This window comes from Hymenobacter fastidiosus, from assembly GCF_039539565.1.
Taxonomy (GTDB): Bacteria; Bacteroidota; Bacteroidia; order Cytophagales; family Hymenobacteraceae; genus Hymenobacter; species Hymenobacter fastidiosus.
Genome location: NZ_BAABDJ010000006.1, coordinates 155,295 through 180,328 on the forward strand (window position 1 = coordinate 155,295; position 25,034 = coordinate 180,328).

At 59.7% G+C, this 25,034-nt stretch carries 19 protein-coding genes and 2 pseudogenes; 9 read left to right on the forward strand and 12 right to left on the reverse strand.

Annotation, left to right across the window (positions count from 1 at the left end):
- Window positions 1-12: 12 nt before the first annotated feature.
- The 5 genes and pseudogenes from prfB to ABD833_RS04200 all read left to right on the forward strand — a co-directional run bounded on the left by prfB (window position 13) and on the right by ABD833_RS04200 (window position 7,381).
- Window positions 13-1,090, forward strand: a protein-coding gene (gene prfB / locus ABD833_RS04180; protein WP_345071182.1) for a peptide chain release factor 2 whose coding sequence is annotated in 2 segments (ribosomal slippage) — window positions 13-63 and window positions 65-1,090 — 1,077 coding nt in all. Because the reading frame shifts where the segments join, the coding sequence is not laid out codon by codon here.
- Between the two features lie 282 nt (window positions 1,091-1,372).
- Window positions 1,373-4,615, forward strand: a complete 3,243-nt coding sequence (locus ABD833_RS04185; protein WP_345071183.1) for a SusC/RagA family TonB-linked outer membrane protein — start codon at window positions 1,373-1,375, stop codon at window positions 4,613-4,615.
- A gap of 8 nt (window positions 4,616-4,623) precedes the next feature.
- A complete protein-coding gene (locus tag ABD833_RS04190) occupies window positions 4,624-6,096 on the forward strand; it encodes a SusD/RagB family nutrient-binding outer membrane lipoprotein (RefSeq protein WP_345071185.1) in 1,473 nt (490 codons plus the stop codon).
- 106 nt (window positions 6,097-6,202) lie between these two features.
- Window positions 6,203-6,373: pseudogene (locus ABD833_RS04195) on the forward strand (IS3 family transposase); the annotation flags it as partial.
- Window positions 6,374-6,462: 89 nt separating this feature from the next.
- Window positions 6,463-7,381: pseudogene (locus ABD833_RS04200) on the forward strand (IS481 family transposase).
- Window positions 7,382-7,495: 114 nt separating this feature from the next.
- On the opposite strand, the gene ABD833_RS04205 reads toward ABD833_RS04200, so the two are convergent.
- The 4 genes from ABD833_RS04205 to lon all read right to left on the reverse strand — a co-directional run bounded on the left by ABD833_RS04205 (window position 7,496) and on the right by lon (window position 13,530).
- A complete protein-coding gene (locus ABD833_RS04205) occupies window positions 7,496-8,230 on the reverse strand; it encodes an SDR family NAD(P)-dependent oxidoreductase (protein ID WP_345071187.1) in 735 nt (244 codons plus the stop codon).
- A 100-nt stretch (window positions 8,231-8,330) separates the two neighbouring features.
- Entirely contained in the window at window positions 8,331-9,740 is a 1,410-nt protein-coding gene (gene hslU / locus ABD833_RS04210; protein ID WP_345071188.1) for an ATP-dependent protease ATPase subunit HslU, read from the reverse strand.
- 142 nt (window positions 9,741-9,882) lie between these two features.
- A complete protein-coding gene (gene porQ / locus ABD833_RS04215) occupies window positions 9,883-10,947 on the reverse strand; it encodes a type IX secretion system protein PorQ (protein WP_345071189.1) in 1,065 nt (354 codons plus the stop codon).
- Between the two features lie 123 nt (window positions 10,948-11,070).
- The gene (lon, locus tag ABD833_RS04220) at window positions 11,071-13,530 is read right to left on the reverse strand and encodes an endopeptidase La (RefSeq protein ID WP_345071369.1); all 2,460 of its coding nucleotides are present in this window, start codon (window positions 13,528-13,530) and stop codon (window positions 11,071-11,073) included.
- Between the two features lie 249 nt (window positions 13,531-13,779).
- Here lon and ABD833_RS04225 point away from each other — a divergent pair, with 249 nt between their 5' ends.
- The gene (locus ABD833_RS04225; protein ID WP_345071190.1) at window positions 13,780-15,852 is read left to right on the forward strand and encodes an OmpA family protein; all 2,073 of its coding nucleotides are present in this window, start codon (window positions 13,780-13,782) and stop codon (window positions 15,850-15,852) included.
- Window positions 15,853-16,168: 316 nt separating this feature from the next.
- Here the strand turns inward: ABD833_RS04225 and ABD833_RS04230 are convergent, their stop codons facing one another.
- The 3 genes from ABD833_RS04230 to ABD833_RS04240 form a co-directional block, all read right to left on the reverse strand.
- A complete protein-coding gene (locus ABD833_RS04230; protein ID WP_345071191.1) occupies window positions 16,169-16,663 on the reverse strand; it encodes a DUF6702 family protein in 495 nt (164 codons plus the stop codon).
- A 111-nt stretch (window positions 16,664-16,774) separates the two neighbouring features.
- Window positions 16,775-18,115 (reverse strand): RIP metalloprotease RseP, encoded by a 1,341-nt coding sequence (gene rseP, locus ABD833_RS04235; RefSeq protein ID WP_345071192.1) that lies wholly within the window; start codon window positions 18,113-18,115, stop codon window positions 16,775-16,777.
- A gap of 236 nt (window positions 18,116-18,351) precedes the next feature.
- The gene (locus tag ABD833_RS04240; RefSeq protein ID WP_345071193.1) at window positions 18,352-19,518 is read right to left on the reverse strand and encodes a 1-deoxy-D-xylulose-5-phosphate reductoisomerase; all 1,167 of its coding nucleotides are present in this window, start codon (window positions 19,516-19,518) and stop codon (window positions 18,352-18,354) included.
- A 142-nt stretch (window positions 19,519-19,660) separates the two neighbouring features.
- On the opposite strand from ABD833_RS04240, the gene ABD833_RS04245 reads away from it, so the two are divergent.
- A complete protein-coding gene (locus ABD833_RS04245) occupies window positions 19,661-20,149 on the forward strand; it encodes a hypothetical protein (protein WP_345071195.1) in 489 nt (162 codons plus the stop codon).
- Window positions 20,150-20,170: 21 nt separating this feature from the next.
- Here the strand turns inward: ABD833_RS04245 and ABD833_RS04250 are convergent, their stop codons facing one another.
- Window positions 20,171-20,845: a hypothetical protein gene (locus tag ABD833_RS04250; RefSeq protein WP_345071197.1), complete on the reverse strand. Its 675-nt coding sequence runs from the start codon at window positions 20,843-20,845 to the stop codon at window positions 20,171-20,173.
- On the reverse strand, window positions 20,835-21,278 hold the full coding sequence (locus ABD833_RS04255) for a 3-oxoacyl-ACP synthase (protein WP_345071198.1): 444 nt from the start codon (window positions 21,276-21,278) through the stop codon (window positions 20,835-20,837). Before ABD833_RS04255 ends, ABD833_RS04250 begins: the two co-directional genes overlap by 11 nt.
- Window positions 21,279-21,866: 588 nt before the next feature.
- Here ABD833_RS04255 and ABD833_RS04260 point away from each other — a divergent pair.
- Together ABD833_RS04260 and ABD833_RS04265 are read left to right on the forward strand one after the other, a co-directional pair.
- Window positions 21,867-22,226, forward strand: a complete 360-nt coding sequence (locus tag ABD833_RS04260; RefSeq protein ID WP_345071199.1) for a hypothetical protein — start codon at window positions 21,867-21,869, stop codon at window positions 22,224-22,226.
- 229 nt (window positions 22,227-22,455) lie between these two features.
- Window positions 22,456-23,982, forward strand: coding sequence for an HTTM domain-containing protein (locus ABD833_RS04265; RefSeq protein WP_345071200.1), 1,527 nt, complete (start codon window positions 22,456-22,458; stop codon window positions 23,980-23,982).
- 56 nt (window positions 23,983-24,038) lie between these two features.
- On the opposite strand, the gene ABD833_RS04270 is transcribed toward ABD833_RS04265, so the two are convergent.
- The 3 genes from ABD833_RS04270 to ABD833_RS04280 form a co-directional block, all read right to left on the reverse strand.
- The gene (locus tag ABD833_RS04270; RefSeq protein WP_345071201.1) at window positions 24,039-24,188 is read right to left on the reverse strand and encodes a hypothetical protein; all 150 of its coding nucleotides are present in this window, start codon (window positions 24,186-24,188) and stop codon (window positions 24,039-24,041) included.
- Window positions 24,189-24,416: 228 nt separating this feature from the next.
- Window positions 24,417-24,878 (reverse strand): hypothetical protein, encoded by a 462-nt coding sequence (locus ABD833_RS04275; protein WP_345071202.1) that lies wholly within the window; start codon window positions 24,876-24,878, stop codon window positions 24,417-24,419.
- Window positions 24,814-25,032: a hypothetical protein gene (locus ABD833_RS04280; RefSeq protein WP_345071204.1), complete on the reverse strand. Its 219-nt coding sequence runs from the start codon at window positions 25,030-25,032 to the stop codon at window positions 24,814-24,816. Before ABD833_RS04280 ends, ABD833_RS04275 begins: the two co-directional genes overlap by 65 nt.
- Between the last annotated feature and the right edge of the window lie 2 nt (window positions 25,033-25,034).

Consider the following 25,034-nt stretch of genomic DNA (forward strand, 5'->3'; position numbering starts at 1 on the left):
CTAATTTTTCCCATGACCCAGGATCAGGTTAAGGAATTGAAAGGCCGCGCTGAGGCTTTGAGGAGGTATCTTTGACTACGATGCCCGAAAAAATCAGATTGTAGCCGCGGAAGAGCAGACTATGGCGGCCGATTTCTGGAATGATTCCAAGAAAGCGGAGTTGGTGCTGAAGGAAATCAAGTCCATAAAAATCTGGACTGATGACTACGAGGCCGTACAGCTCGCCCTGGCGGACACGGAAGTCCTGTTTGACTTCTACCGGGAGGGGGAAGTCGCCGAAGCGGAAATGCTGGCCGACTTCCAGGCCACCCAGCTGAAGGTGGAGCAGCTCGAGTTCAAGCGGATGCTTTCCGATGAAGAGGACCAGCTTTCTGCCATCATCGATATCAATCCCGGAGCGGGCGGAACCGAAAGCCAGGACTGGGCCGAAATGCTCATGCGCATGTACATCATGTGGGCGGAGAGTCATGGCTTCGGCGTGAAGCAAATCAGCTATCAGCCGGGCGAAGGTGCGGGCATTAAATCGGCTTCCCTGGAAATCGACGGCGACTTCGCGTATGGCTACCTGAAAAGTGAGATTGGAGTCCATCGGCTGGTGCGCATGTCTCCTTTCGACAGCAGTGGCCGGCGACATACCTCGTTTGCCTCCGTGTTTGCCTACCCGGTAATTGATGACACGATTAACATCGACATAAACCCGGCTGACATCTCCTGGGACACCTTCCGGGCCGGCGGGGCGGGGGGGCAGAACGTGAACAAAGTGGAAACGGCCGTGCGCTTAACCCATGCCCCTTCGGGCATCATCATCGCCGTGCAGATTGAGCGCAGTCAGCTGATGAACAAGGAGCACGCGCTGCGCATGCTTAAGTCGCGCCTGTACCAGATCGAGATGGATAAGCGCCACGCCGAGCGCGACAAAGTGGAAGCGGGCAAGAAGCGGATTGACTTCGGCTCCCAGATCCGCAATTACGTGCTCCACCCCTATAAGCTCATCAAGGACCTGCGCACGGGCATTGAGCGCACCGACGTGCAGAACGTGCTGGACGGCGACCTGGATGAGTACATTAAGGGATTCCTCATGCAGAATTAGCACTATACATCTTTCCCCGAAAAATCCTCTCTGATCTTTGAAAAGGCTTCTTCGGAGGACATTTTCTTACTTCTAGCTGCGAGGGGCGGGGTAAGGAGAAGCCTTAGTATATGGGTGAAATACTATGCCAGTTAACTGGACAAAAACCATATAATAGCAATACTTCCTTCCATAGGCTATGTTTCCTAAAAGTTGCTAAACGGCATTTTTCCCTTTATACTTGCCTATTCGCCCACTTTTACCCCTTTTTTCTACCACTTCACTCACCAAACAAACAGTCAAATGAAAAAACTACTATTTATGGTCGTCCTGCTGATGACTAGCCTGTTGCAGCAGGCCATCGCGCAGGACCGGGCCATTTCCGGGCGGGTTACCGACCGGGCTAACAGTCAGGGACTGCCCGGAGTTACGGTCCTCGTGAAGGGCACTACCATCGGGGCCTCCACAAATTCGGATGGTACCTATACCTTGAATGTACCGGCGTCTGCAACGACCCTCTCGTTCACGTCTATCGGTTACATCTCAGTAGATCGTCCGATTGGCACTGCTTCTACTATCGACATCGGCTTGGGCGTTGACTCGAAGCAGTTGGGCGAAGTAGTAGTAACAGCTCTGGGCATTGAAAGAACCCGCAACTCGTTGGCCTACTCGGCTACGCAGGTGGAGGGTACCGAAATCACCAAAGCCCGTAACCCTAACTTCATCAACGGCCTATCGGGCAAAGTAGCTGGTCTGACCGTGCGTCAGAGCAATACGCTGGGCGGCTCGTCAAACGTGGTTATCCGGGGCACAAAGTCGATTACGGGTAACAACCAGGCTTTGTTTGTTGTGGACGGTGTTCCGATCAGCAATGCAAACACCAACACGGCTGGTCAGCAGAGCGGAGCGGGTGGTTACGACTACGGCAACGCTGGCGCTGACGTAAACCCGGATGATATTGCAACCATGACGGTACTGAAAGGTGCTGCTGCTACGGCTCTCTATGGTGAGCGGGCCGCCAACGGCGTTATCCTCATCACCACCAAGAAAGGCCGCAAAGGTCTCGGTGTTACCGTCAACACCGGTATCACGGCTGGCCGCATCAACAAAGACACGTTTATTGAGCACCAGAAAGAATACGGCGCCGGCTACGGCCGCGTGGGTGATTCGAGCATCAACCCTTACTTCAACGGAGCTGACCTGAACGGTGACGGCGTCATTGATCTGTATCCTCAGTTGGATGCCGATGCTTCTATGGGGGCTCGTTTCGACCGGAATCTGCAGGTTTTCCAGTGGAATGCCTTCTCTCCCGGCAACGCTAACTTCGGCAAAGCTACGCCATGGGTAGCGGCTGAAAATGACCCTACTACGTTCTTTGAAACGGCCATCACGACCAACAATAGCTTCTCTATTGATGGTGGCAGCGACAACGGCTACTTCAAGCTGGGTTACAACAATGTAGTTGACAAGGGCGTGCTGCCAAACAGCCGCGTGGACAAAAACATTGTAAACTTCGCTGCTTCCTTTAACCTGACGCCTAAGCTGACGACCAGTGCTGCGGTGAACTTCACCCGCGTAAATGGTAAAGGCCGCTACGGTACCGGCTACGATGGAGCTAACGGTTCCAACCCCATGACCATGTTCCGTCAGTGGTGGCAGACCAACGTTGATATCAAGGAGCAGAAGGCAGCTTATGACTTCCAAGGCCTGAACGCTGGCTGGAACCTGAACGGTCCTGGTACTAGCAGCTCGTTTTACTGGAACAACCCCTACTGGACGCGTAACCGCAACTTCCAGACCGATGAGCGTTTCCGCACGTTCGGCAACGTAGCCACCACGTACAAAGTAACCGATTGGTTTAATGTACTGGGCCGCGTAACGCTGGATACGTATGATGAACAGCAGGAAGAGCGTATCGCTGTTGGCTCCAACACGACTTCTCTCCCTTCGTATACCCGCTTCAACCGCACTGCCCGCGAAGCTAACTACGACCTGATCGGCAACTTCTCCAAGAACGTTACCGAGAGCATCTCCCTGCGTGGCTTGGTTGGTGTCAACGTACGTCGTGAAGCATTCAAGTCTATCCGCGCTACCACCAACGGTGGCCTGGTAGTTCCGGACTTGTACACGATCGGTAACTCCCTGAACCCACCCACCCCGCCGATCGAAGGCGAGTCGAAGCGCGGTGTAGATGGCATTTTTGCCAGCGCTACCGTTGGCTTTCGCGAGATGATTTTCGTGGATGCCACAGTTCGCAGAGACAAGTCGACCACCCTGCCCCAGAAAAAGAATGCCTTCATCTACCCTTCGGTAGCCGGCAACTTTGTATTCTCGGAAATGATGAAAGACGTTACGTGGATGTCCTATGGCAAGCTGCGGGCTAACTACGCCGAAGTAGGTCAGGGTGCCCCAATCCAGAGCATCTTAGATGTGTACGATAAGCCAACGGCTTTCGGCTCTATTCCGCTCTTCTCGGTACCAGGAACTAAAAACAACCAGGATCTGGTTCCGGAGAGAACCAAGGCAATCGAAGTAGGCGTTGAAATGGCCTTCCTGCAAGGCCGCTTTGGCTTCGACGCAACCGTGTATCAGCAGCGCACCCTTGATCAGATTTTCCCGGTTGAGCTTTCCACCGCTACCGGTTACAACTCCCGTTTCGTGAACTCGGGTGAGGTTCGCAACCGTGGCGTAGAATTGACGGCCTTCCTATCGCCAATTCGCACGGATGCCTTCAACTGGACGGTCAACGCAAACTGGACTAAGAACCAGAACAAAGTAGTTTCCTTGTTCCAGGGCACCGACAACATTGTACTGGGCAGCTACCAGGGCGGTGTTTCGAGCAATGCCACGGTAGGCCAGCCATACGGCTCGCTGCGCGGCACCGACTTTGTATACCTGAATGGTCAGAAAGTAGTTGGCGAGGATGGCCAGTACCTGCGTTCGGCTACGGCTAACGTAGTAATTGGTAACCCAAATCCTGATTGGGTTGGTGGTATTACCAACTCCTTCTCGTACAAAGGGCTGGCTTTCAGCTTCCTTTTCGACATCCGCCAGGGTGGTGATGTATTCTCGCTGGACCGCGCCTACGGCATGGACACGGGTCAGACCATCGAGACGGTTGGCAAAAACGACAAAGGCAACGAAACCCGCAGCGACGTAGCTGATGGTGGTGGGGTTAAGTTCCCAGGCGTAAAGGCTGACGGCACGCCAAACAATGTTTATGCTGACAACACCGGTGACAGCGGCCACACGGCTTATGGCATCTCCTCTAACCCAGCGGCTGCTTTTGTGTATGACGCCAGCTTCGTGAAACTGCGCGAACTGACGCTCAGCTACTCCCTGCCCCAGTCTATCATGTCGAAGGTTGGAGCCGTTAAAGGTGCCGAAATTTCACTGGTAGGTCGCAACCTGTTCATCTTCAACAACAGCTTGCCCGGTGCTGATCCGGAAGAGGCTTTGAGCTCGGGCAACCTTGGCCAAGGCTACTCGTCGGGTGCTTATCCTTCTGTTCGCACCCTTGGTGCTAACCTCAGACTCAGCTTCTAATTCGAATAATGAAAAAGTCCCTTATCCTAGCTTTACCCGCGATGTTGCTTGCAACATCCTGCGTGGACACCCTGGACGATTACAACGTTGATCCCAAGCGAGCCAGCGTAGTACCAGGCCAGACTCTTGTGTCTAACGCGGAGCGTTCCCTGGCGCGTATCTTGGTGAGCAGCAGCGTTAACAATAACACGTTCCGCTTTTTCGTGCAGTCGTGGGCTGCTACGACGTATGCTGACGAAAGCCGTTACGAGCTCAACACGCGTAACATTCCCCAGAACTTCTGGAGCCCGCTGTACCGCGACGTACTGCGTGACTTGAAGGAAGCTAAATCCCTGATTACTGCGGACATCACCATTTCCAACCCTAAGGTAAAAGCCAACCGACTGGCTATCATCGAGGTTCTGGAGGTTTATACGTGGGCTACACTGGTTGACACGTACGGCGACGTGCCGTATACCGAGGCGCTGGACTTCAGCAAGCCTCAGCCCAAGTATGACGACGATGCCGCTATTTATGCAGACATCATCACTCGTCTGAATGCCGCTATCGGTCAGATGGACGCTACCGCCGCTGGCTATGCCACCGGCGCAAGCAGCGCTGATCTGATCAACAACGGCAACATGGCGTTGTGGGTAAAATTCGCCAACTCGCTAAAGCTGCGTCTGGCGCTGACCATTGCGGATGTTGATGGTGCAAAGGCCAAAACAATGGCTGAGGAAACGGCAGGCAAGACCTTAACGGCCAATGCTGACAACATCGACCTGACGTTTCTAACCTTCCCTAACTCCAACCCCATTTTCGAAGATCTAATCCGGAGCGGCCGTAAGGATTTCGTGGCATCTGCTACCCTGGTGGATAAAATGAACTCGCTGACCGATCCCAGACGTGATGACTTCTTCAAGCCGCTGGTTGGTACGGGAACGGCCACTGTGCCGGCTGTTTTCAAAGGTGGCGTCAACGGCAATGCCAATGCCTATGCTTCCTTCTCGGCACCAGGCACCAAGCTGGAAGTACAGGGCGCTCCAGCCGTGCTGATGTCCTACGCACAGGTGAAATTCATGCTGGCCGACGCAACAAGCCGGGGTTTCAATATGGGTGGCACGCTCACGGCTGAAGACCATTACAACGCTGGCGTTACGGCTTCTATTCTGGAGTGGGGCGGCACTGCTGCCGAAGCTACTGCCTACCTGGCTCAGCCAGGGGTTAAGTTCACCAATGCTGCTTCTGGCGCAACCAACAAGGAAAAGATCGGGGTACAGGAGTGGATTGCCCTCTACAACCAGCCGGTTGATGCCTACCGTGAATGGAGACGTCTCGATTCGCCAAAGCTGACGAAAGCCAACCTGGCCCGGACGGAAATTCCGTTGCGGTTGACGTACCCGATTATTGAGCAAAACCTCAATACGGGCAGCTACGGCGCTGCTGCCAGCGCTATTGGCGGCGACAACGTAGGCACCAAAATTTTCTGGGATAAGTTGTAAGCAACTTGGATCTTCCCATAGTGAAAAAGGGCTGCCAGATTTGGCAGCCCTTTTTTTGTTGGTTGTCTCGTCCGGAAATAGGTTGACAGCTTTTCCAAAAGGTGTCATGAAAACCGAGTTTGAGCCGCGTGTGCGGCGTAGTCAGCGCGACTACAGTTTGCCCTTTAAGCCAGCCGTGGTGGGCGAAGTAGCCCGCGGCGAGTTAAGCTGTGAGCAGGTCCAGCGGCGCTACGGCATCCAGGGCCGGAGCACGGTGCTGAGTTGGGGCTACAAATATGCCACTCACTTTATTGCCTTTCAGCAGGCTAGCTGTATAGTCCCGGAGGATAGTGGGGTACCTGTACCGCCTGCTTACCGAGCGAACTTATGGGAAAATCACCACACGGGTGCGCCCGCACAACGCCGGCAACTCGGCGCCTTATCCAGCAAAGTACAGAAAGCCTACAAACGCTAGCCACCCGCTTCGGTATCGACCCCAAAACGGTCGCCAAGTGGCGCAGCCGCACCAGTACGGAAGAGGCCGTGCGCGGGCCCAAACCGGCCTCGACCGTGCTCACGCCCGTTGAGGAAGCAGCCATCGTCCTGTTCCGCCAGCAGACCCTGTTGCCCCTCGATGACTGCCTCTACGCCTTGCAGGAGGCCATTCCACACCTGAGCCGCTCGGCCCTGCACCGCTGTTTGCAACGCCACGGCATCAGCCGCCTGCCCCCGGACGAGGCGGCGAGCCCGGCCCCAAAGGCCCGGTTCAAGGACTATCCCCTGGGCTACCTGCACGTTGATTTTGCTGAAGTGCAGACCGAAGAAGGCAAGCAGTACCTGTTTGTCGCCATTGACCGCACCAGCAAGCTGGCCTTCGCCGAATTACAGCCGCAGGCCACCCAAGCCATCGCCGTGGACTTCCTGCGCCGGGTGTTGCCACAGATTCCCTACAAAGTGCATAAAATACGGACTGACAACGGCATTCAGTTTCGCAACCTGCCTCATCATACGCAGGCCGGCCCACCCCTGGACCAACGGCCAGGTCGAACGGATGAATCGCACCCTGAAAGAGGCCACGATTAAACGCTTTCATTACGAAACGGCCGACCAGCTTAACACGCGCTTGCAGACCTTTTTACTGGCCTATAACTTTGCCAAACGCCTCAAACGGCTTAAAGGATTGACACCCTACGAATTCGTTTGTGCGGAATGGCGGAAAAATCCTAGGAGCTTTAGTCGAGAACCGACCCACCATGCTCCGGGACCATACACCATCAAACTCGCTAAATTATACCCAACCCAATAAGGTTTTCAACCACTGGTAACAGCGCCGGCTTCCTGGAGGAAGCCGGCGCTGTTGTTTCGCTTGAGGGAGGGTCAGTAGCCCACAACCTGATATCGCCCGGGTAGCCCTATGGCCCTACGGCTTGATATCCGTCAACCGCAGGGCTACGGCTTCCGCGCCTGCCACCGGACGCTGGAGCCAGGCTACGATCTGCTCGGCTACCGCTTGCGGGGTAGCCAGCCGGCCTTCGGTATGGAGGGCCTCAAACCGGGCGGCTTCGCTGAAATGCCGCGCACCGGCGGTGCGGATGTGGGCCTGCATGGCCGTATCAAGTACGCCCGGGGCCAGACTGCGGATCCGGACGCCGGAGCCCCGCAGCTCCTGTTCCTTCTGCGCCGTTTGCGACAACGATTCCAGCGCCGCCTTCGACGCACAGTAGGCGCTCCAGCCATCTACGGGGCGCTGCGCGGCGCCGCTGCTGATGTTGAGCACCGTGCGCGGCACGGCCAGGTGGCGGTAGGTGCTCAGGAAGGTGTTCATGAGCATGGCCGGGGCCACCACGTTTACGTCGAACACGAAGTTGAAATGCTCGTTTGGCTGCTCACCCAGGTAGCCGATGTCGCCCAGGACGCCCGCGTTATTGATCAGGGTAATCCCGGCCGCATCGGTCCAGCGGGGAAATACCTTGTGCAGGTTGTTTTCTACCGCCGGAATATCGGACAGGTCGAGGGGCTGGTGACGATACCGCTCATGTTCGATGGTAGCATGGCGCGACACCCCGATTATGCTGGTCCCGGGCTGGCACAACAGATTTTCAGCCAGTGCCTTGCCCAGCCCCCGGCTGGCCCCGGTGATGATGTAGTAATGCATCGATGAAATGGGGAGACGGTGAAATGGAAAGTTTTACGTTTTGCCGGGTCGGTTCAGCGCAAACTGAACGTAAAACTTCCCGTTTCACCGTCCCCCGGCATCACAGAATATACTGGCTCAGGTCGCGGTTGCGAACCATCTCGCGCAGGCGCTCTTCGACCAGCTCGCGGGTGATGAGGATGCGGGCATTGGCGCTGATGCGGTCGGGCACGTCGAAGAGAATGTCGTTGAGCAGGCGGCTCATGACCGTATTCAGCCGGCGGGCCCCGATATTTTCGACGTCGGCATTGACCTCGAAGGCTATTTCGGCCAGGCGCTCCAGAGCGGCATCCTCGAAGGTAAGCTCGACGTCCTCGGCCTGCAGCAGGGCCTGATACTGCTTGGTCAGGGCATTTTTAGGATCTTTCAGGATCAGGTAGAAATCATCCTTGGTCAGACTCTGCAGCTCCACGCGAATAGGAAAGCGACCCTGCAGCTCCGGAATCAGGTCACTGGGCTTGGCCACGTGAAAGGCCCCGGCGGCAATAAACAGGATGTGGTCGGTGTTGATCACGCCATACTTGGTGCTTACCGCCGAGCCCTCCACGATGGGCAGCAGGTCGCGCTGCACGCCTTCCCGGCTCACGTCGGGGCCACTGCCCCCCTTGCCGCTGCGGCTGGCAACCTTGTCGATTTCATCGATGAAGATAATGCCGGCATTCTCGGCCTGGCGGATGGCTTCTTCCTTCACCTCGTCCATATCGATGAGCTTGGCGGCTTCCTCGTCGAGGAGCAGCTTGCGGGCCTCCGCGATGGTGACGCTGCGCTTGCGCGTTTTCTTGGGCAGCATCCCGCTCAGCATGTCCTGGAGCCCGGCCATGGAGGCTTCGTCCATCCCACCGGGGCCACCCACTACGCCGATGCCGGGGCCACTGCTCTGCTGCACCTTGATGTCAATTTTACGCTCATCCAACTCGCCGTTGCGAATTTTGAGGCGGAATTTTTCCCGGGTCCGCTCATTCAGCTCGTAGTCGGAGTCCGGTAAAGTGCTGCCATCGGGGCCAAACCCAACCGAGGGCTTAACGGCGCCGCCGCTGGCGGTAACGGGAGGAATGAGGGCATCGAGGATGATGTCTTCGACGGCCTGGGCGGCGCGGACCTTCACTTCTTCTTTGCGGCGCTGCTTCACCATGTTCACCGATTGCTCCACCAGGTCGCGCACCATGCTTTCCACGTCGCGGCCCACGTAGCCCACCTCGGTGAATTTGGAGGCTTCGACTTTGGTGAACGGGGCCCCGGAAATGCTGGCCAGGCGGCGGGCAATTTCAGTTTTGCCCACGCCCGTCGAGCCGATCATGAGGATGTTGTTGGGCACGATTTCGCGCTGCATGTCGGCCGGGGCATGGAGGCGGCGCCAGCGGTTGCGCAGGGCAATGGCGACGTGGCGCTTGGCTTCGTGCTGACCAATAATATATTTATCCAGCTCGGCCACAATCTGGGCCGGAGTAAGAAAGGAAGCGGCATCTATCATAGGGGTGATAGGAAACAGGTGGGGTAAAAGAAGCGGGAAACAAAGGAAAAGCCGGATAAGCCACTGAATGCGGGCGAGAACCAGGACGGTTCCCGCGATAGAACTTCCACAACGGAAAGCTCAGCCGCGCTGACCAACTACGCTAGTCGTTCTTCTTAAACAAAGAATCGATGTTGCGGGCCACGGTAAAGTAGTTGGCGCCGCCCGCGGCGTGAATAGACGCGTGGGTGTAATCGAACTGGAACTGGCTGATGCGCACCAGCACGCCGAAGCTGAGGCCCGCGCCGCCGGAAGTGTTGTCGAGGCGCAGCTCGCGGCGCTGCAGGTGGTTGTAGCCTACGCGCAGGTTGAGGTTTTTGCCCAGCAGCAGCTCCCCGCCCACCACGAAGTGCCGGGCAATCTTGTCGCCGAGGCTCTTTTTGGGCTTCTTTTCCTCGTTGTTCTCATCCAGCTGCCCGCGTACGTTGGGGTCGAGGTACACGATGTCGAGCTGCTGCAGGCGGTGCGCCGTGAGGGAAAAGCGCAGGGGCATATGCTCGGGCTTGAAGGAAGTACCGATCTGCACGTCCAGGGGCATCGGTTCCCGCCCGGCCCCATCGTAGGGACGCAGCTGAACGCCCACGTTTTTCACCGCTAGCCCAACCGTAAAGTCCTGCGTCGGGTGTTTGAAGATGCCGCCTACATCGGCCAGGGCCCCCACCGAATGGTTGCCGGCAATACCCGATACGGCCAGCTTGAGCGTGCCTCCCATGGTGATGTTGCCGCTGGTGTACGCATTCGAAGCCTGCAGCGCGTATTCGTTCACGCCAAAGGTGCCCAGGCTGTTGCCGGCCGGGTCGAACTGCTCAAACTGGCCGTAGCTCAGATAAGTAAGCCCCACGCCGATCCGGCCCAGGCGGGCCGTATTGAACACGTAAGCCGCCGTGCTCTGCCTGATATCCGCCAGGTAATCGACGTAGCTCAGGGCCAGGCGGCCATCCATCTCAGCATTCAGCAGCGCCGGGTTGCCAAAGATCATGGAGCCGTCGGAGTCGCGGGTTGAAACGTTGACGCCCCCCAGGGCCGCTATTTTAGCGCTGGGAGCCAGGCTCAGAAAAGAAAAAGCCTGCTGCCCGCCAATCTGGGCGGCGGCCGGCTTCGCCGCCAGCAGGGCCAGGGGGAAAGCAGCAGCCAGATAGAGCGTACGGCGGCGTAACAGTCGGATCATTGATCTAAGGTACTGGGTTTCGAGGTATCCGGACTAAGACGCCCAACGCCGGGTTTTATTGCCCGCCAGCGGAGCCCGGGCTCCCGGCTCCGCCCGCCGGACCCACGCCCGCCAAGGCCAGACCTACGCTACTTCCACACTCGGCCCGAGCTGCGGCCCGGCCGGCTCGTCGCGCACCACCAGCTTGAGGGGGTGAGCCACCAGCTCGTCGAGCAGGGCGACCTTGAGCACGTCGTCGACGCGGTCGGCGTAGTGGATGGTGAGGTCCTTGACGTATTCGGCGGGGATTTCGTCGATGTCCTTCCGGTTTTTGTGGCACAGGATGATGTCGCGCACGCCGGCCCGCCGGGCCGCCAGGATCTTCTCCTTGATGCCGCCCACCGGCAGCACCTTGCCGCGCAGGGTGATTTCGCCCGTCATGGCCAGATGGCTGCGGATTTTGCGCTGGGTGAAGACCGAGGCAATGCTGGTGAAGATGGCAATGCCCGCGCTGGGCCCGTCTTTGGGCACGGCACCCTCGGGGAAGTGAATATGCAGGTCGTACTGATCGAAAAGGCGGTAGTCGATGCCCAGCTCCTCGGCCCGGCTGCGCAGGTAGCTCAGGGCCGTCACGGCCGATTCCTTCATCACGTCGCCCAGCTGGCCGCTGAGGGTGAGCTTGCCCCGGCCGCGGCTCAGCAGGCTTTCAATAAACAGAATGTCGCCGCCCACGCTGGTCCAGGCCAGGCCCGTGACGACGCCGGCGGTTTCATTGTCCTGGTAGATGTCGCGGTCGAAGATGGCGGCCCCCAGAATGCGGACAATGTCCTTGGGCTCCAGCAGCTCCGGAAACGGCTCTTTCATGGCCTTGTGCTTGGCAATGTTGCGCGTCACGGCTCCCAGCTTACGCTCCAGGCTCCGCACGCCCGACTCGCGGGTGTAGTCGTCGATAACGCGCTGCAGCGCGGGCGTGGTAATGTTCACGTCCTTCAGGCTCAGGCCATGCTCCGTCAGCTGCTTGGGCCAGAGGTGCTTTTTGGCAATCTGGGTTTTCTCCTCCAGGGTGTAGCCCGTCAGGTCGATGATTTCCATCCGGTCGCGCAGGGCGGGCTGAATGGTGTCCAGGGAGTTGGCGGTGGCAATGAAGAGCACCTTGCTCAGGTCGTACTCCACCTCCAGGTAGTTGTCGGTGAAGGTGGAGTTCTGCTCCGGATCCAGCACTTCGAGCAGCGCCGACGACGGGTCGCCGCGGAAGTCGGAGGCAATCTTGTCGATTTCGTCGAGGACGATAACCGGGTTGGAAGCCCCGGATTTCTTGATCTGGGAGATAATGCGGCCGGGCATAGCGCCCACGTAGGTTTTGCGGTGCCCACGGATTTCGGCCTCGTCGCGCACTCCCCCCAGGCTCATGCGCACGTACTTGCGGCCCAGGCTTTTGGCAATGGACTTACCCAACGAGGTTTTACCCACGCCGGGCGGGCCGTAGAGGCACAGAATCGGCGCCTTCAGGTCCTGCTTGAGCTTGAGCACGGCCAGGTACTCGATGATGCGCTCCTTCACCTTTTCCATCCCGTAGTGGTCCTGGTCGAGGATTTTGCGGGTGCGCTTCAGGTTGAAGTTGTCCTTGGTATACTCCGCCCAGGGCAGGTCGAGCAGGAATTCCACGTAGTTCACGCTCACGGGGTATTCGGCCGCCTGCGGATTTACCCGGGCCAGCTTGTCGAGCTCCTTGTGGAAGTGCTTGGCCACGGCTTCGGGCCACTTCTTGGCCTTGGCGCGCAGCCGCAGCTTTTCCACTTCCTGGTCGGGGCCGTCGAAGCCCAGCTCGTCCTGAAGCACCTTGATCTGCTGGCGCAGGAAGTAGTCGCGCTGCTGCTGGTCGATGTCGGTGTGGACCTTGGTCTGGATTTCGTGCTTGATTTCGAGCAGCTGAATTTCCTTCAGCATCATTTCCAGCAGCATGGTGCCGCGCTCCACGCCGTCGTTGATTTCGAGCAGCTTCTGCTTGAGGCCCACTTCCACGTTGATGTTCGACGACAGGAAATGGGTCAGGAACGAGGGCGACTCGATGTTGTCGAGCGCCACCTGGGCTTCCTGCGGAATTTCGGGGTTGAGCCTGAGCATCTTGGCGGCCGCGTCTTTGAGCGTGCTCACCAGCCCTTTCACCTGCTTGGAGGTCTTGTTGGGAAACACTTCCGGCAGGTAGCTCACCCGGGCAATGAGGTAGGGCGCGTTCTGGGTTTCCTCCTCGATCCGGAAGCGGCTCTGGCCCTGAATGATGATGGTCGTGTTGCCGTCGGGCAGCACCAGCAGCTTCAGGATTTTGGCCATGGTGCCCACCTGGTAGAGGTCGGCCAGGGCCGGGTCGTCGCTCCGGGTGTTTTTCTGGGCCACGACGCCCACAATCCTATTGCCCCGGTAGGCTTTACGGACCAGCTTGATACTCTTCTTGCGCGTGACCGTAACGGGCAGCACCACGCCCGGAAACAACACCGTATTGCGCACGGGCAGCAAAGCCAGCAGCTCGGGGGACTCCTGTTCGCCAAGCGCCTGATCGGGGTCGGCGGCTACGATGGCAACCTCTTCGGCGGGGTCTTCGGGCATCAGCAACAGGGAGGAAAAAGCAGATTTGGGCAAAATAAGGGTAGTCAAAGACGGTCGAAAGGAAAAGCGGGCGGTGCCACAATGACAGCCTGCCGGACAGCAAAAGCCCCAACCACTAACGGGGCCTTCCAAGATACTGTTTTGGCAAGCGCTATGCCACCAACCGTGCCGCCTTATTTCCGGGCCCGGGCCCGACAAGGCGGCACAGGGACCGGCCAGTCCGACAGGGAAAGGCAATACTCCATTTACATGAGAAAATCCCTATTTTTGACCTTCGCCGCGCCAACAGGGCCGGCTTTCGTGTCTTATCTGATTATGCCCCGCTTTTTACGCCCGATTCTCCTACTGCTTTTCCTGTTCGCCTCCGGGGCCGCGTATGCCCAGCAGCCAAGCTCCACCCCCATCAGGCAGCGCAAGCTCAGCAGCAAAGCCATCCGCCAGCTGCGGCTGCGGCCCGATGCCAACCCGGATTTCCCGAACGTCAACCGAATTGCTTACTTCGAGGATAAAAAGGCCCTGAAGGAAATTGCCCGCACGGAGAAGCGCCGCAACTGGAACCAGACCCGCAACCTGCTGGAAGGGTACGTAGCGCAGTTCGGCATTCAGAACTTCTACAAAAATACCCAGCTGCTCTGGCGGCTGGGGCAGCTGCACGAGAAGGCCGGCAACGAGGAGAAAGCCAAGGTTTACTTCCGGCTCGCCCTCAAGCACCGCCGCCAGGACATCACCAAAGTGCAGCTCTACTACGACTCGCTGGAACAGAAAACGGCCGACTTTTACGTGCCCCTCAAAACGTACTACGACCTGGTGGAGTACCGCAAGAGCATTGCCACGTTCCGCCCGCCCCGGGGCGTGTACACCAGCATGGGCGACGCCATCAACTCCAAGGTGGAAGACTACGGCCCCACGCTGAACACCGGAGCCGACCAGATTATTTTCTCCTCAAAGCGCAAGGTGCGGGGCATTCACGGCGTCATCGACGAGGATCTGTACACGGCCCGCCGGGAAGGCACCTCGTGGACCGCTGCCGAGCCTTTGCCCAAGCCCATCAACTCGCCCTACAACGAAGGCTCGGCCTGCATCAGCAAGGACGGCAAAACGCTGTACTTTGCCCGCTGCGAGTGTCCCAGCTGCCACGGCAACTGCGACCTGTTCGTGTCGTCGTTCAAGGATGGGCAGTGGAGCATGCCCCAGAGTCTGGGCATGCAGGTAAACTCCCAGGCCTGGGACTCCCAGCCCACGCTGTCGCGCAACGAGGACACGCTGTACTTCGCCTCCGACCGGCTCGGCGGCTTCGGGCTGTCGGACATCTGGTACACGGCCCGGAACAAGACCGGGCAATGGGGCAAGGCCCGGAACATGGGGCCGGTGGTGAACACCCGGGAAAGCGAAGTCAGCCCTTACTACCACCCGCTCTACAACGTGCTCTACTTCAGCTCGCGCGGGCAGCTGCTCAACTACGGCGACTTCGACATCTACAAAACCTACCGCGTGCAGGGCCGCTGGCAGGAGCCGCGCAACATCGGGCCGCTGGTCAACGGCAAGGGCTCGGAATACTACTTCACCATCGACAGCGAATCGAAGGACCTGTACTATGCCCGCTCGGAGGAAAAGGAGATGAAGAACCTCGACCTCTACTCCTTCCCCCTGCCCATGGAGGCTCAGCCCCTGGCTACCACCCACGTCGAGGGGACGCTTATCGACTCCGTATCGAGCAAGCCGCTGTCGGGCATCGTGAGCATTATTGATACCGACAATGGCATTGAGGTGGCCAGCAAGTACGTGCGCCCCGACGGCTCCTTCGCCTTCGACCTCATCGAAGGCTCGCACTACGTGATGCTGATTCAAAGCCCCGACTTTTTCAGCGTCGAAAAGCAGTTTGAGCTGAAGGGCGACACGGTGATGAAGCTGATGACCAACTCCATCGACTACAAGATTCCGCTCATCTTCAAGAACATCGAGTTCGACCCCGGCAAGTCCAACATCCGGGCTTCGATGCATCTCACCCTGGACCGTATTGCCCTGTTTCTGGTCGACCATCCCACGTTTCGCCTCAGCATCTCGGGCCACACCGACACCAGCGGTGACCCCGATGCCAACATGACGCTGTCGCAGGACCGGGCCCAGGCCATTCACAAGTACATCGAGGCCAAGGGCAAGCTCAAACCCAACCGGATTGAGAGCATGGGCTACGGCAGCAGCCAGCCGCTGAAAGACGAGGTAACCGACGCCGATGCCACCATCAACCGCCGGGTGGAGTTCCGCCTGCTCAAGCCTGAATCGGACAAGCCCGACGACGCGGGCGGCGTAGACTGGAAGTAGCTCCTGCCCTGCTGTCAGGGCGAGCCGAAACGACGCAATCCGTTCTCGGAAATGTGGAAAGCTCTTTTTCAGCAGAAAGTCCTGGGCGTCAGGGGTAGCGCGAAGTTGCCCTTCGCGAGGCGTCCGCGCCGTGGCAACGATGTCGTTCCACGGTTTCGCGAAGGGTAACTTCGCGTTACAACCCTAAAGCCCCGAGGCCAGGCAGGCGTCGGGGCTTTAGGGTAAACAGGGCCCGGTACATTTCAGAGGACGGATTGACGCCGCTTGAAGCGCGGAATGTCCTTCGTCGTCCTCGCAATGCCCCGAAGGCAGCAGGCTACCACAGCAGCTTCTGGTCTTCTTCGCCGTCGCGGAACAGGGCGCTCTGCTTTTTGCCGTTGGCTTCCACGTTTACGATGTTCATCTCATCGGGGAAAGTGTCGAGCAGCAGGCGGTGACGCAGGTAGATGCCATTGATGGGCCTGGCCAGCTTCACGGAGAAGTAGAGCCAGTGCGCGTCACTCTCCTTCTGGAAGCCGATGAACGTTAAGGGCAATACCTCGCCGGGCTTGGTCCCGAAACCGACCGCACGGGTCAGCAGCGCCGAAATCAGCGGGGTCACCTGCGCCTTCGGTGTTTCGGCGAGGCTGACGGGCCGCGGCTGGCCCACGGACAGGGCCTTTTCGAAGTCATCGGTAAAGACTTTCAGGGCCACTTCCAGCTGCTGCTTGCCCGCGTTGTAGCGCACGTCCATGATGGAGGCGTGGTAGGCGTGGGCCCCGGCGGCGAGGCCGGCAGCCAGCAGGACCAGAACAAGAATCAGACGACGCATAAAGGACAGCGGGAAAACAGGCTAAGGGTGAGGCTAAAAAACTAGTTCCCCTCCTCCGCTGACCCTGCTTCAGGCGCAGAGTCAGCTGAGGAGGGGAACTAGCTTTTAGCTTTAGAAAATGGCTTTGATGGCGTCGTTGAAAATCACGAAGACCATCAGGCCCAGAATCATCACCATGCCTACTTTCTGCGCGTTTTCGAGGAAGGCATCGGAGGGCTTGCGGCCGGCGACCATCTCGTAGAGCAGGAACGTGACGTGGCCGCCGTCCAGAGCCGGGATGGGCAGCAGGTTCATGAAGGCCAGCACCATCGACAGCATACCCGTGAGCAGCCAGAAATGCTCCCAGTCCCAGCTGCCACCGTACTGCTGGGCAATGGCCATTGGGCCGCCCAGCGACTTACGGGCCGACGCCTCGCCGCGGAAGATCTTCCCGAAGGCCGTGAGCTGGGTGGTAATTACGCCAAACGCCTTTTTGGTGCCCACGGGTACCGATTCGACCAGGCCGTAAGTCCGCGTGGAGGAGCGCAGCAGCGACTTCGGCATGAAGCCCAGCTTGCCGTCCTCGTCGATTTTGGCCGTGAGCGTGAGCGTCTCAGTACCGCGCTTGATGGTGAGCGGGGTTTCCTTGTTGGCATTGGCCTTCAACGCCTCCTGCAGCTGAGGGAAGAAGCGCGTGTCCTGGTTGCCCACCATCAGAATCTGGTCACCGACCTGCACGCCCGCTTTGGCGGCGGGGCTCCCCGGCGATACCTGCCCTACCTCGAACGGATTCAGCGGCAGCACAAACGGCGTCTGATTTTTGTCCGATAGCTGGTCCATGAAGTCCACGGGCACGCGGATGTCCACCAGCTGACCGGCGCGGTCCACGGTGTAATAGCCGTTCTGGCCGATGAGCACGTCGGGCTTGTACACGTCGTCGAACTCGGTGAACGGGCGGCCGTTGATCTTCACGATTTTGTCGCCGGTGCGGAAGCCGATTTTCTGGCCCAGCGCGTTGGGCAGCACGCCATACTTCACTTCGGTAGCAGGCAGATATTCCTCGCCGTACTTGAACGTCAGCGCCGAGAAGATGATGATGCCGGTGATGACGTTCATGATAATGCCGCCCAGCATTACGATAAGGCGCTGCCAGGCCGGCTTCGAGCGGAACTCGTCGGGCTGGGGCTCGGCCGAGAGCTGGTCGGCGTCGGTGGTTTCGTCGATCATGCCGTGGATGGCCACGTAGCCGCCCAGCGGGAACCAGCCCAGGCCATATTCCGTGTCGCCGATTTTCTTTTTGAGCAGGGCGAAGTTCATCACCCCGGGCATCGGGAACAGGAAGTCGAAGAAGATGTAAAACTTATCGACGCGGATCTTGAAGTACTTGGCCGCCGCGAAGTGACCAAACTCGTGCAAACCAACCAGGATGGAAAGGCCCAGCAGCATCTGGCCGGCCATGATTAATATTTCCAAAGCGAAATCAGGGAAGTGAGAAAGTGGGAAGGGAAATAAGTACGGCTGTCATCCTGAGCAGAGCGAAGGACCTTCCTCCGGGTAAGGCAGAAGCCTGATTCAATGCTGGGTTCTCTGCCTTGCTTGAGTGGTTATGAGGTTTACTCATCTAACAGAGTGCTTTCACTTAACCGAGGCAGGTCCTTCGCTTTGCTCAGGATGACAGACTAAAAAGAGGGCATTTCATTGCAACAACCTTACACCCGGCCGACAAGTTCTTGCGCCACCCGGCGCGTGTCGGCGTCGGTCTGCACGTAGTCGTCCAGCGTAGGTTCGGCAAGGTACGAAACCTTGGTCAGGCAGTTTTCGACCAGCGTGGGCATGGCCAGAAAGGCTATTTCGTCGCGCAGGAATGCCGCTACCGCTACTTCGTTGGCCGCGTTGAGCACGCAGGGCGCGTTGCCGCCGCGGCGCATGGCCTCGAAGGCCAGGGGCAGGTTGCGGAACGTGGCGCCGTCGGGCTGCTCGAAGGTGAGTTGGGGGTAATCGAGGAAGGAAAAGCGGGGGTAGTCGGACGGCAGCCGCTCGGGGTAGCCCAGGGCGTACTGAATGGGCAGCTTCATGTCGGGCAGGCCAAGCTGGGCTTTGAGGGAGCCGTCCTGGAACTGCACCAGGGAATGAACGATGCTCTGCGGGTGTACGACCACCTCAACCTGGTCGTTCGTGAGCCCGAACAGCCACTTGGCCTCAATCACTTCCAGGCCCTTGTTCATCAGCGAAGCCGAGTCGATGGTGATTTTGGCCCCCATATCCCAGTTGGGGTGCTTCAGGGCCTGGGCTTTGGTCACGGTAGCCAGCTGCGCGGCCGTGCGCCCGCGAAACGGCCCCCCGGAGGCCGTCAGAATGATTTTCTCAATCGGGTTGCGCTCCTCCCCCACCAGGCACTGGAAGATGGCCGAGTGCTCCGAGTCCACGGGGTAGAGGCCCACGCCGTACTGTCTGATTAGCTCGGTAATCAGCTGCCCGGCTACCACCAGGGTTTCCTTGTTGGCCAGGGCAATGTCTTTGCCGGCCCGGATGGCGGCCACCGTAGGCAGCAGGCCGGCGTAGCCGACCATAGCCGTCAGCACGACGTCGGTGGCGGGGCGGCCGGCAATTTCGGTGAGGGCCGCGGCCCCGGCCAGAACCTCCGTTTCCTGCCCGGCCAGGGCGGCTTTCACGGCGGCGTACTTACTTTCGTCGCCGATAACCACGGCGGCGGGCCGGAACTCGCGGGCCTGCTGAATCAGCAGGTCCGCGTTGGACTGGGCCGACAGCGCCGCCACCTGAAAGCGGCCGGGGTGGGCGCGGATCACGTCGAGGGCCTGGGTGCCGATGGAGCCGGTGGAGCCGAGTAGGGTGACGCGTTTGGGGGAAGCGGACATGCGGGAATTCGGAAGCAGGAAGGCGCGGAGTGCAGCCCGACAAAAGTACGGGGAAGTTTGGCTTGTGCCGTGCTTCGGCCGCCGCCGCTGGACCCGCGCTCCGAAAAGCCCGTACTTTGTCTTTCCAGCCTTTCCGATTCCCGTGACCAGCCCTACTCCCGCCGCCAGCCCTTCCGCCTTCGACAAAGCCCGCACCGGCCTTTGGGCCAGCCTGCAAAAGCACCTCGAAACCGTGTACGCCGCCGAAAAGGACTTCCGCGCCGCTACCGCGTTTACTGACGCCTTTCCCTTCTCCCCCGCCGCCGTAGAGCCCCAGGTGCTGCTCGACTACCACCAGCACCGCGCCCGGCTGCGCGACCTGTTCGTGGACGAAACCACCCAGCTCGACAGCCTGGTGAAAGCCGTGCGCCTGAAAAGCTACGAGGAAGACGAAAAAAAGCTGCTGCTGCTCATGATTCTGGGCTACCTCGACATTGCCGAGTCCATCTTCGCCCTGCTCGACGTGCGCCGCCCCAGCCGCCTGGACAAGGATGAGGAGTTAGAGGAAACGACTGCCAGGTTTGAGCGGGTCAAAAACTTCGTGCGCCTCAACATCAAGGGCATTGCGGGCCTGCTGCCCAAACTGAGCTAGCCCCAGGCGACAGCTTGCCGATTACTGGCCTACAGGAACCACTTTCTGCCGCTGATACCGTTTCTGACGCAGCTGCCGGAATTTGTCGTGGGCCACAGCATACACCGTTACGGTGGAATCTATATTGGAAGTAGCACTCAGGCTGTCCTCGCCGGTGGTAGCCTCCTGCACGGTGGTCAGGCGGAACTGCGCCGGGCTTTCAAACCGGCCATACGCCTCGGTCTGCGCCCCGCCGTCGGCCGCGTAGGCAGCCACCATTTCCCGGCTGACCAGCTTGTGCCGGGCGTCGTAGACCACCCGCAGCAGCTGCAGCATATACTCGCCGTCGTCGTGGAGCACCGTAATTTCCTGGCGCTGAGGCGTGTTTTGCTGGAGCGAGTAGAAATAGCAGGCCTCCTCCAGCCGTAAGCGGGTTTTCGGGGGCAGGTAGCGCCGCAGCTGGGCCACGGTGAGCTTCACCAGCCTGCTGCGTTTTTCGTAGTCGCTTTCAGAGCCGATGCGAAACGTATCCAGCCGGGCTACCTTAAACCAGGTTGAATCCAGAAATCCGTCGGGAGCGGGCGGCGGCGGGGCTGGGGTAGCTATTGGTGCCGGCGCCGGCGTGGTGGCTACTTCCTGCTTGGGGTCGGTTTGCCCGCAGGCCATGCCCAGCCCCAGCAAAAGCCAGCCGGCCTTTTTCAGCGGGTTATTCCACATTGACAACTTGTATTGACTTGCCGTTGAACAGGGCTTCTTCCCCGGCCCGCTTCCCGCTCAGCGCCGCCGCCACCGGGGCCGCGGCCGACACGGCAAAGTAGTCTACTCCTTCCACGGTGAGCGGGCCGGCGCTGATGCTGATAAAAAAGCGGCCCAGGCTGGTATGCACCAGCGCCCCGGGATGCACCGAGTCGCAGGGCCGGGCCGGGTCGATACGGATCAGCTCGGCCTGGAGCTGCCGGGCCTGCTGGAGCTGGACCAGGTTCCGGTCGCGCTCGTTCTGGGCCATGGCGCGGCCGGTTTCGTACTTGTCGCCGGCGCTGCTCTTGGTTTCGGAGTTGGCCGATTCCTGGGCCGCGTCGATGGCGGCCTGGATGGCGGTGAGGCGGTCCTGCACGTAGCTCTGGCACCGGGCGTAGAGTTGTTGTTTCACTAACTCACTTGAGCTTCCCATAGTATTTCGGAATCGTTTTCAATTTGCCAGCCCGATAGAAGATGACCAGGTTGATGGATAGAAGCTACCGCGGCCGGAATAGAAAATTCCAGGCGCTGCCGCTCTGGCTCGCGGCTTTTGTTGGCGGTGAGTACCCGTACTGCGGCATGGCCAAATGCATCGGAGCAGCAGGCGTCTAACATAGCGGTTCTGCAGGATTATCTGACCCTGCTTCAAAAGTAACCCGCGACGCACGTTGCACAGGAAGGTACGGTAGCGGCCCGCGGCGGCGTGGCGAATGCCGAGCGGCACGAAGCCGTTGCAGAGGTTGCACACGCCGTCGAACAGGAGGGCGTCGGGGGCAGGGTTGGGTATGATCAGGCGTACGAAAATAAGGCGCCAGTGGTGGTGGCGGAGTCAGCAGCCCGCCCGCGGGGCCGCACCACCTGCGTTTGCAAAACCAGCAATCTTTGCTGGATACCGGTGCTGAGGACTTGCTATTAAATAGTTATATGGAAATAAATACGTACTTATCCGGCGGTTGAGCCGGGGTGCCGTATAGCAATTCAGACTAACTAACCTTTCACCATGATGTTCACCAAAAAATCATCCATCTACCTGGCTACGCTGGTGCTCGGCACAGCACTGCTGGGGGCCTGCGAAAGCAAAACCACCAGCACCACCGAAACCACGGGCGCAACGGGCACCGAGTCGACCATGGGTACGGACTCGGCTGGAGCTATGAACGGCTCCATGGACAACGAGGACCGCTCGGGCTCTACCACGGGCGTCACGGCGGGCTCGACCACTGCCGGCCAGGGAACCAGCACCTCCGGCATGAGTACTTCCGGCGCGGTTACTCCGGGCTCCACCACCACGGGCGAGGGGACCAGCACTTCGGGCATGAGCACCTCCGGCAACACCACCCCGAGCTCAACCACGCGTTAGCCAGGGCTTTATCTGGTTCTTTTGCAAAGCGAAAAGGCGAGTCCGCGTGCGGCTTCCTTTTCGCTTTGCTGCGTTGTGCCCGTGGGCAGCCCCGCGTTTTTTGATTGAAAATAAGCACGTGGCTTTTTTCGTTGCGCCGAAATCCGGGCCGCGTGCGTAAGCCGAGGCACCGGGTGCCGCCGTTTCTCATGCCGCGCCCTGGCAACGGCAACTGATTTTAGCATCATCTATGGTCAACGAGGGTCCGGGGTTTTGGGGCGTGCTGCGCCGGCCGTTCGTGCTTGATTTGCGGGCTTTGGCGCTGCTGCGCATGGCCACGGCGGTAGTGCTGCTGGTGGACCTGGCCATCCGCAGCACCGACCTGGAGGCCCTTTATGCCAACCTGGGCGTGCTGCCGTTGGGCGCCTTGCTCGAGCACGCCTGGTCGCCGTACCAGTTTTCGCTGCACGCCGCCAGTGGGCTGTGGCAGGCCCAGGCCGTGCTGTTTGTGCTGGCGGCGGTGTTGGCGGGGGCGCTCCTGGCCGGCTACCACACGCGGCTGGCCACGCTGGCCTCGTGGGTACTGCTGGTGTCGCTTCAAAACCGCAACCCCATGATTAGCCAGGGCGGCGACGACCTGCTGCGGATGCTGCTCTTCTGGGGCATCTTTCTGCCCTGGGGCCGGGTCTGGAGCTGGGATGCGCGCGAGCGCCCCCTGCCCGGGCGACTCGACTATTTCAGCGCCGCCACGGTGGCCTACGTGGTGCAGCTGGCCCTGCTGTACTGGTGCACCGCCCTGCTCAAAAACGGCCCCGAATGGACCCGCGACGGCACGGCGCTCTACTACGCCTTTAGCCTCGACCAGGTCCTGCTGCCCGCCGGGCGCCTGCTCTACCCGTACCCCGGCCTGTTGCGCTTCCTCACGTTTGCCACGTACTACGTGGAGCTGGTGCTGCCCTTTGCGCTGTTTTTGCCGGTGGGCGTGGCGCGGTGGCGACTGCTGGTGGTGGGCGTGCTGCTGGGCTTTCACCTCACCATCAGCCTCACGCTCTTCGTGGGCATCTTCTTTTTGGTAAACATAGCCTCGGTGCTGGGGCTGCTGCCGCCGGTGGCCCTGGACTGGCTCACGCGGCGCCTGGGGCCCCACGCGGCGCGGGCGGGCCAGTTGCGCACGCGCCTGCCCGCCTGGCAGGCGCCCTGGCGGCTGCGGCTGGAGCGCACCCGCGCGCCATCGCCCGGCAGCCAGCGGCTGGGGCGCGGGGTGCGCAACGCGGTTGTGGCCGTGCTGCTGGCCTACGTGTGCTGGTGGAACCTCGACGACGTGGCCGTGCTGCGGCCCGCCGGGGGGTTGATGTCGGCGCCCATGCGGTGGTTCGGCTACCTGTTTCGGGTCGATCAGCACTGGGGCATGTTTGCCCCCACGGTATTCAAGGACGACGGCTGGTACATCCTCGAAGGCACCACCGCCGCCGGCCGCCGGCTCGACCTGAACCGCGCCGGCGCGCCCGCCCGCTACGCCAAGCCCGCGTCGGTGGTGGCGCTGTTTAAGAACGACCGGTGGCGCAAATACTCCGAGAATTACCTGTTCGTCAGCAACGCCTGGATGCGGCCCTACTACTGCAACTACCTGCTCCGCATCTGGCACGAAAACCCGGCCCACCCGCCGCTGCGGCACCTGTCGGTGGTGTACATGCTGGAAAAATCGTTGCCCGACTACCAGCTTTCCGAGCCGGTGCGCGAAGTACTGTGCGAGTGTGAGCCGGAAACGAGGGAGTAGAGGACCAATAGTACCAGATTCCGGTCCCACTCGTTCTGGGCCATGGCGCGGCCGGTTTAGTACTTGTCCCCGGCGCTGCTCTTGGTTTCCGAGTTGGCCGGTTCCCGGGCCGCGTTGATAGCCGCCTGAATGGCGGTGAGGCGGTCCTGGACGTAGGTTTGGCAGCGGGCGTGGAGAGTAGTTTTGATGTTATAGCGGTTTCGCAAACGGGGCGACTGCCGGTCCGGCGGCTACCAGCCGTCGGGCCGGTCGTCGTTGGCCCGAGACGTTCAACAGCCGCTCCTGGCAACCAGTCCAGAGCAGCGGGCACTGGCTATATTGTGCACGGTACTGCTGTAATCCGTCAGCTACTACTGGATCCTTGCCCAGGCGCGGCACCTTGCTCTGCTCGCCGAGACTATTCAGGGGGCGCTGAAAGGCCCGATGGGCGGTAGCTACGAATTCAATCCCGCCAGATTCTTTAGGTCCAACTGGTCCTTGAGGCGCCCGGTGCTGGCTTTGTTCTTTCGCAGATCGGCCAAGCTGATGAAGTTGATGGCGACACCGTCCCAGGTGGTGGTTTCGCAGGCCGCATAGCAGTCCGCGAACCTTACGCCGTCTATCTCATTCAGGATATCAATGCGCACCGGAGCCACGCCGAGCTGGATGATTCCGCCGGGCTCCAGAAAGTCGGCTTCCTTATACAGACTACCGAAGCCAAAATCCCGCATTACCCGTACCAGCCGGGCCGCATTTTCAGGCGCTACCTCCACCCAGACATCAATATCGGCCGTGTAGCGCACGAAGCCGTGGTAGGCAACGGCATAGCCGCCTACCACCAGGTAGCGCACCTCATGCGCGTTTAACAGCTCGATAAACTCTTTGTAATCCTGGTCCAGGGAATTGGCTAGGGTCATGACGGTAGTAAAACCAGATGGAGTGCGCCCGCAGATATTCCAGCGCCGCCAGTCTTTCCGTCGGCGTTTTGGTAAGCCAATAAATAGCATCTTCCGCATCCTGGTCGGCGTGCAAAGTAGTTTTGCGGGTGATGGTGCGGTCGAGGCGAATCATAG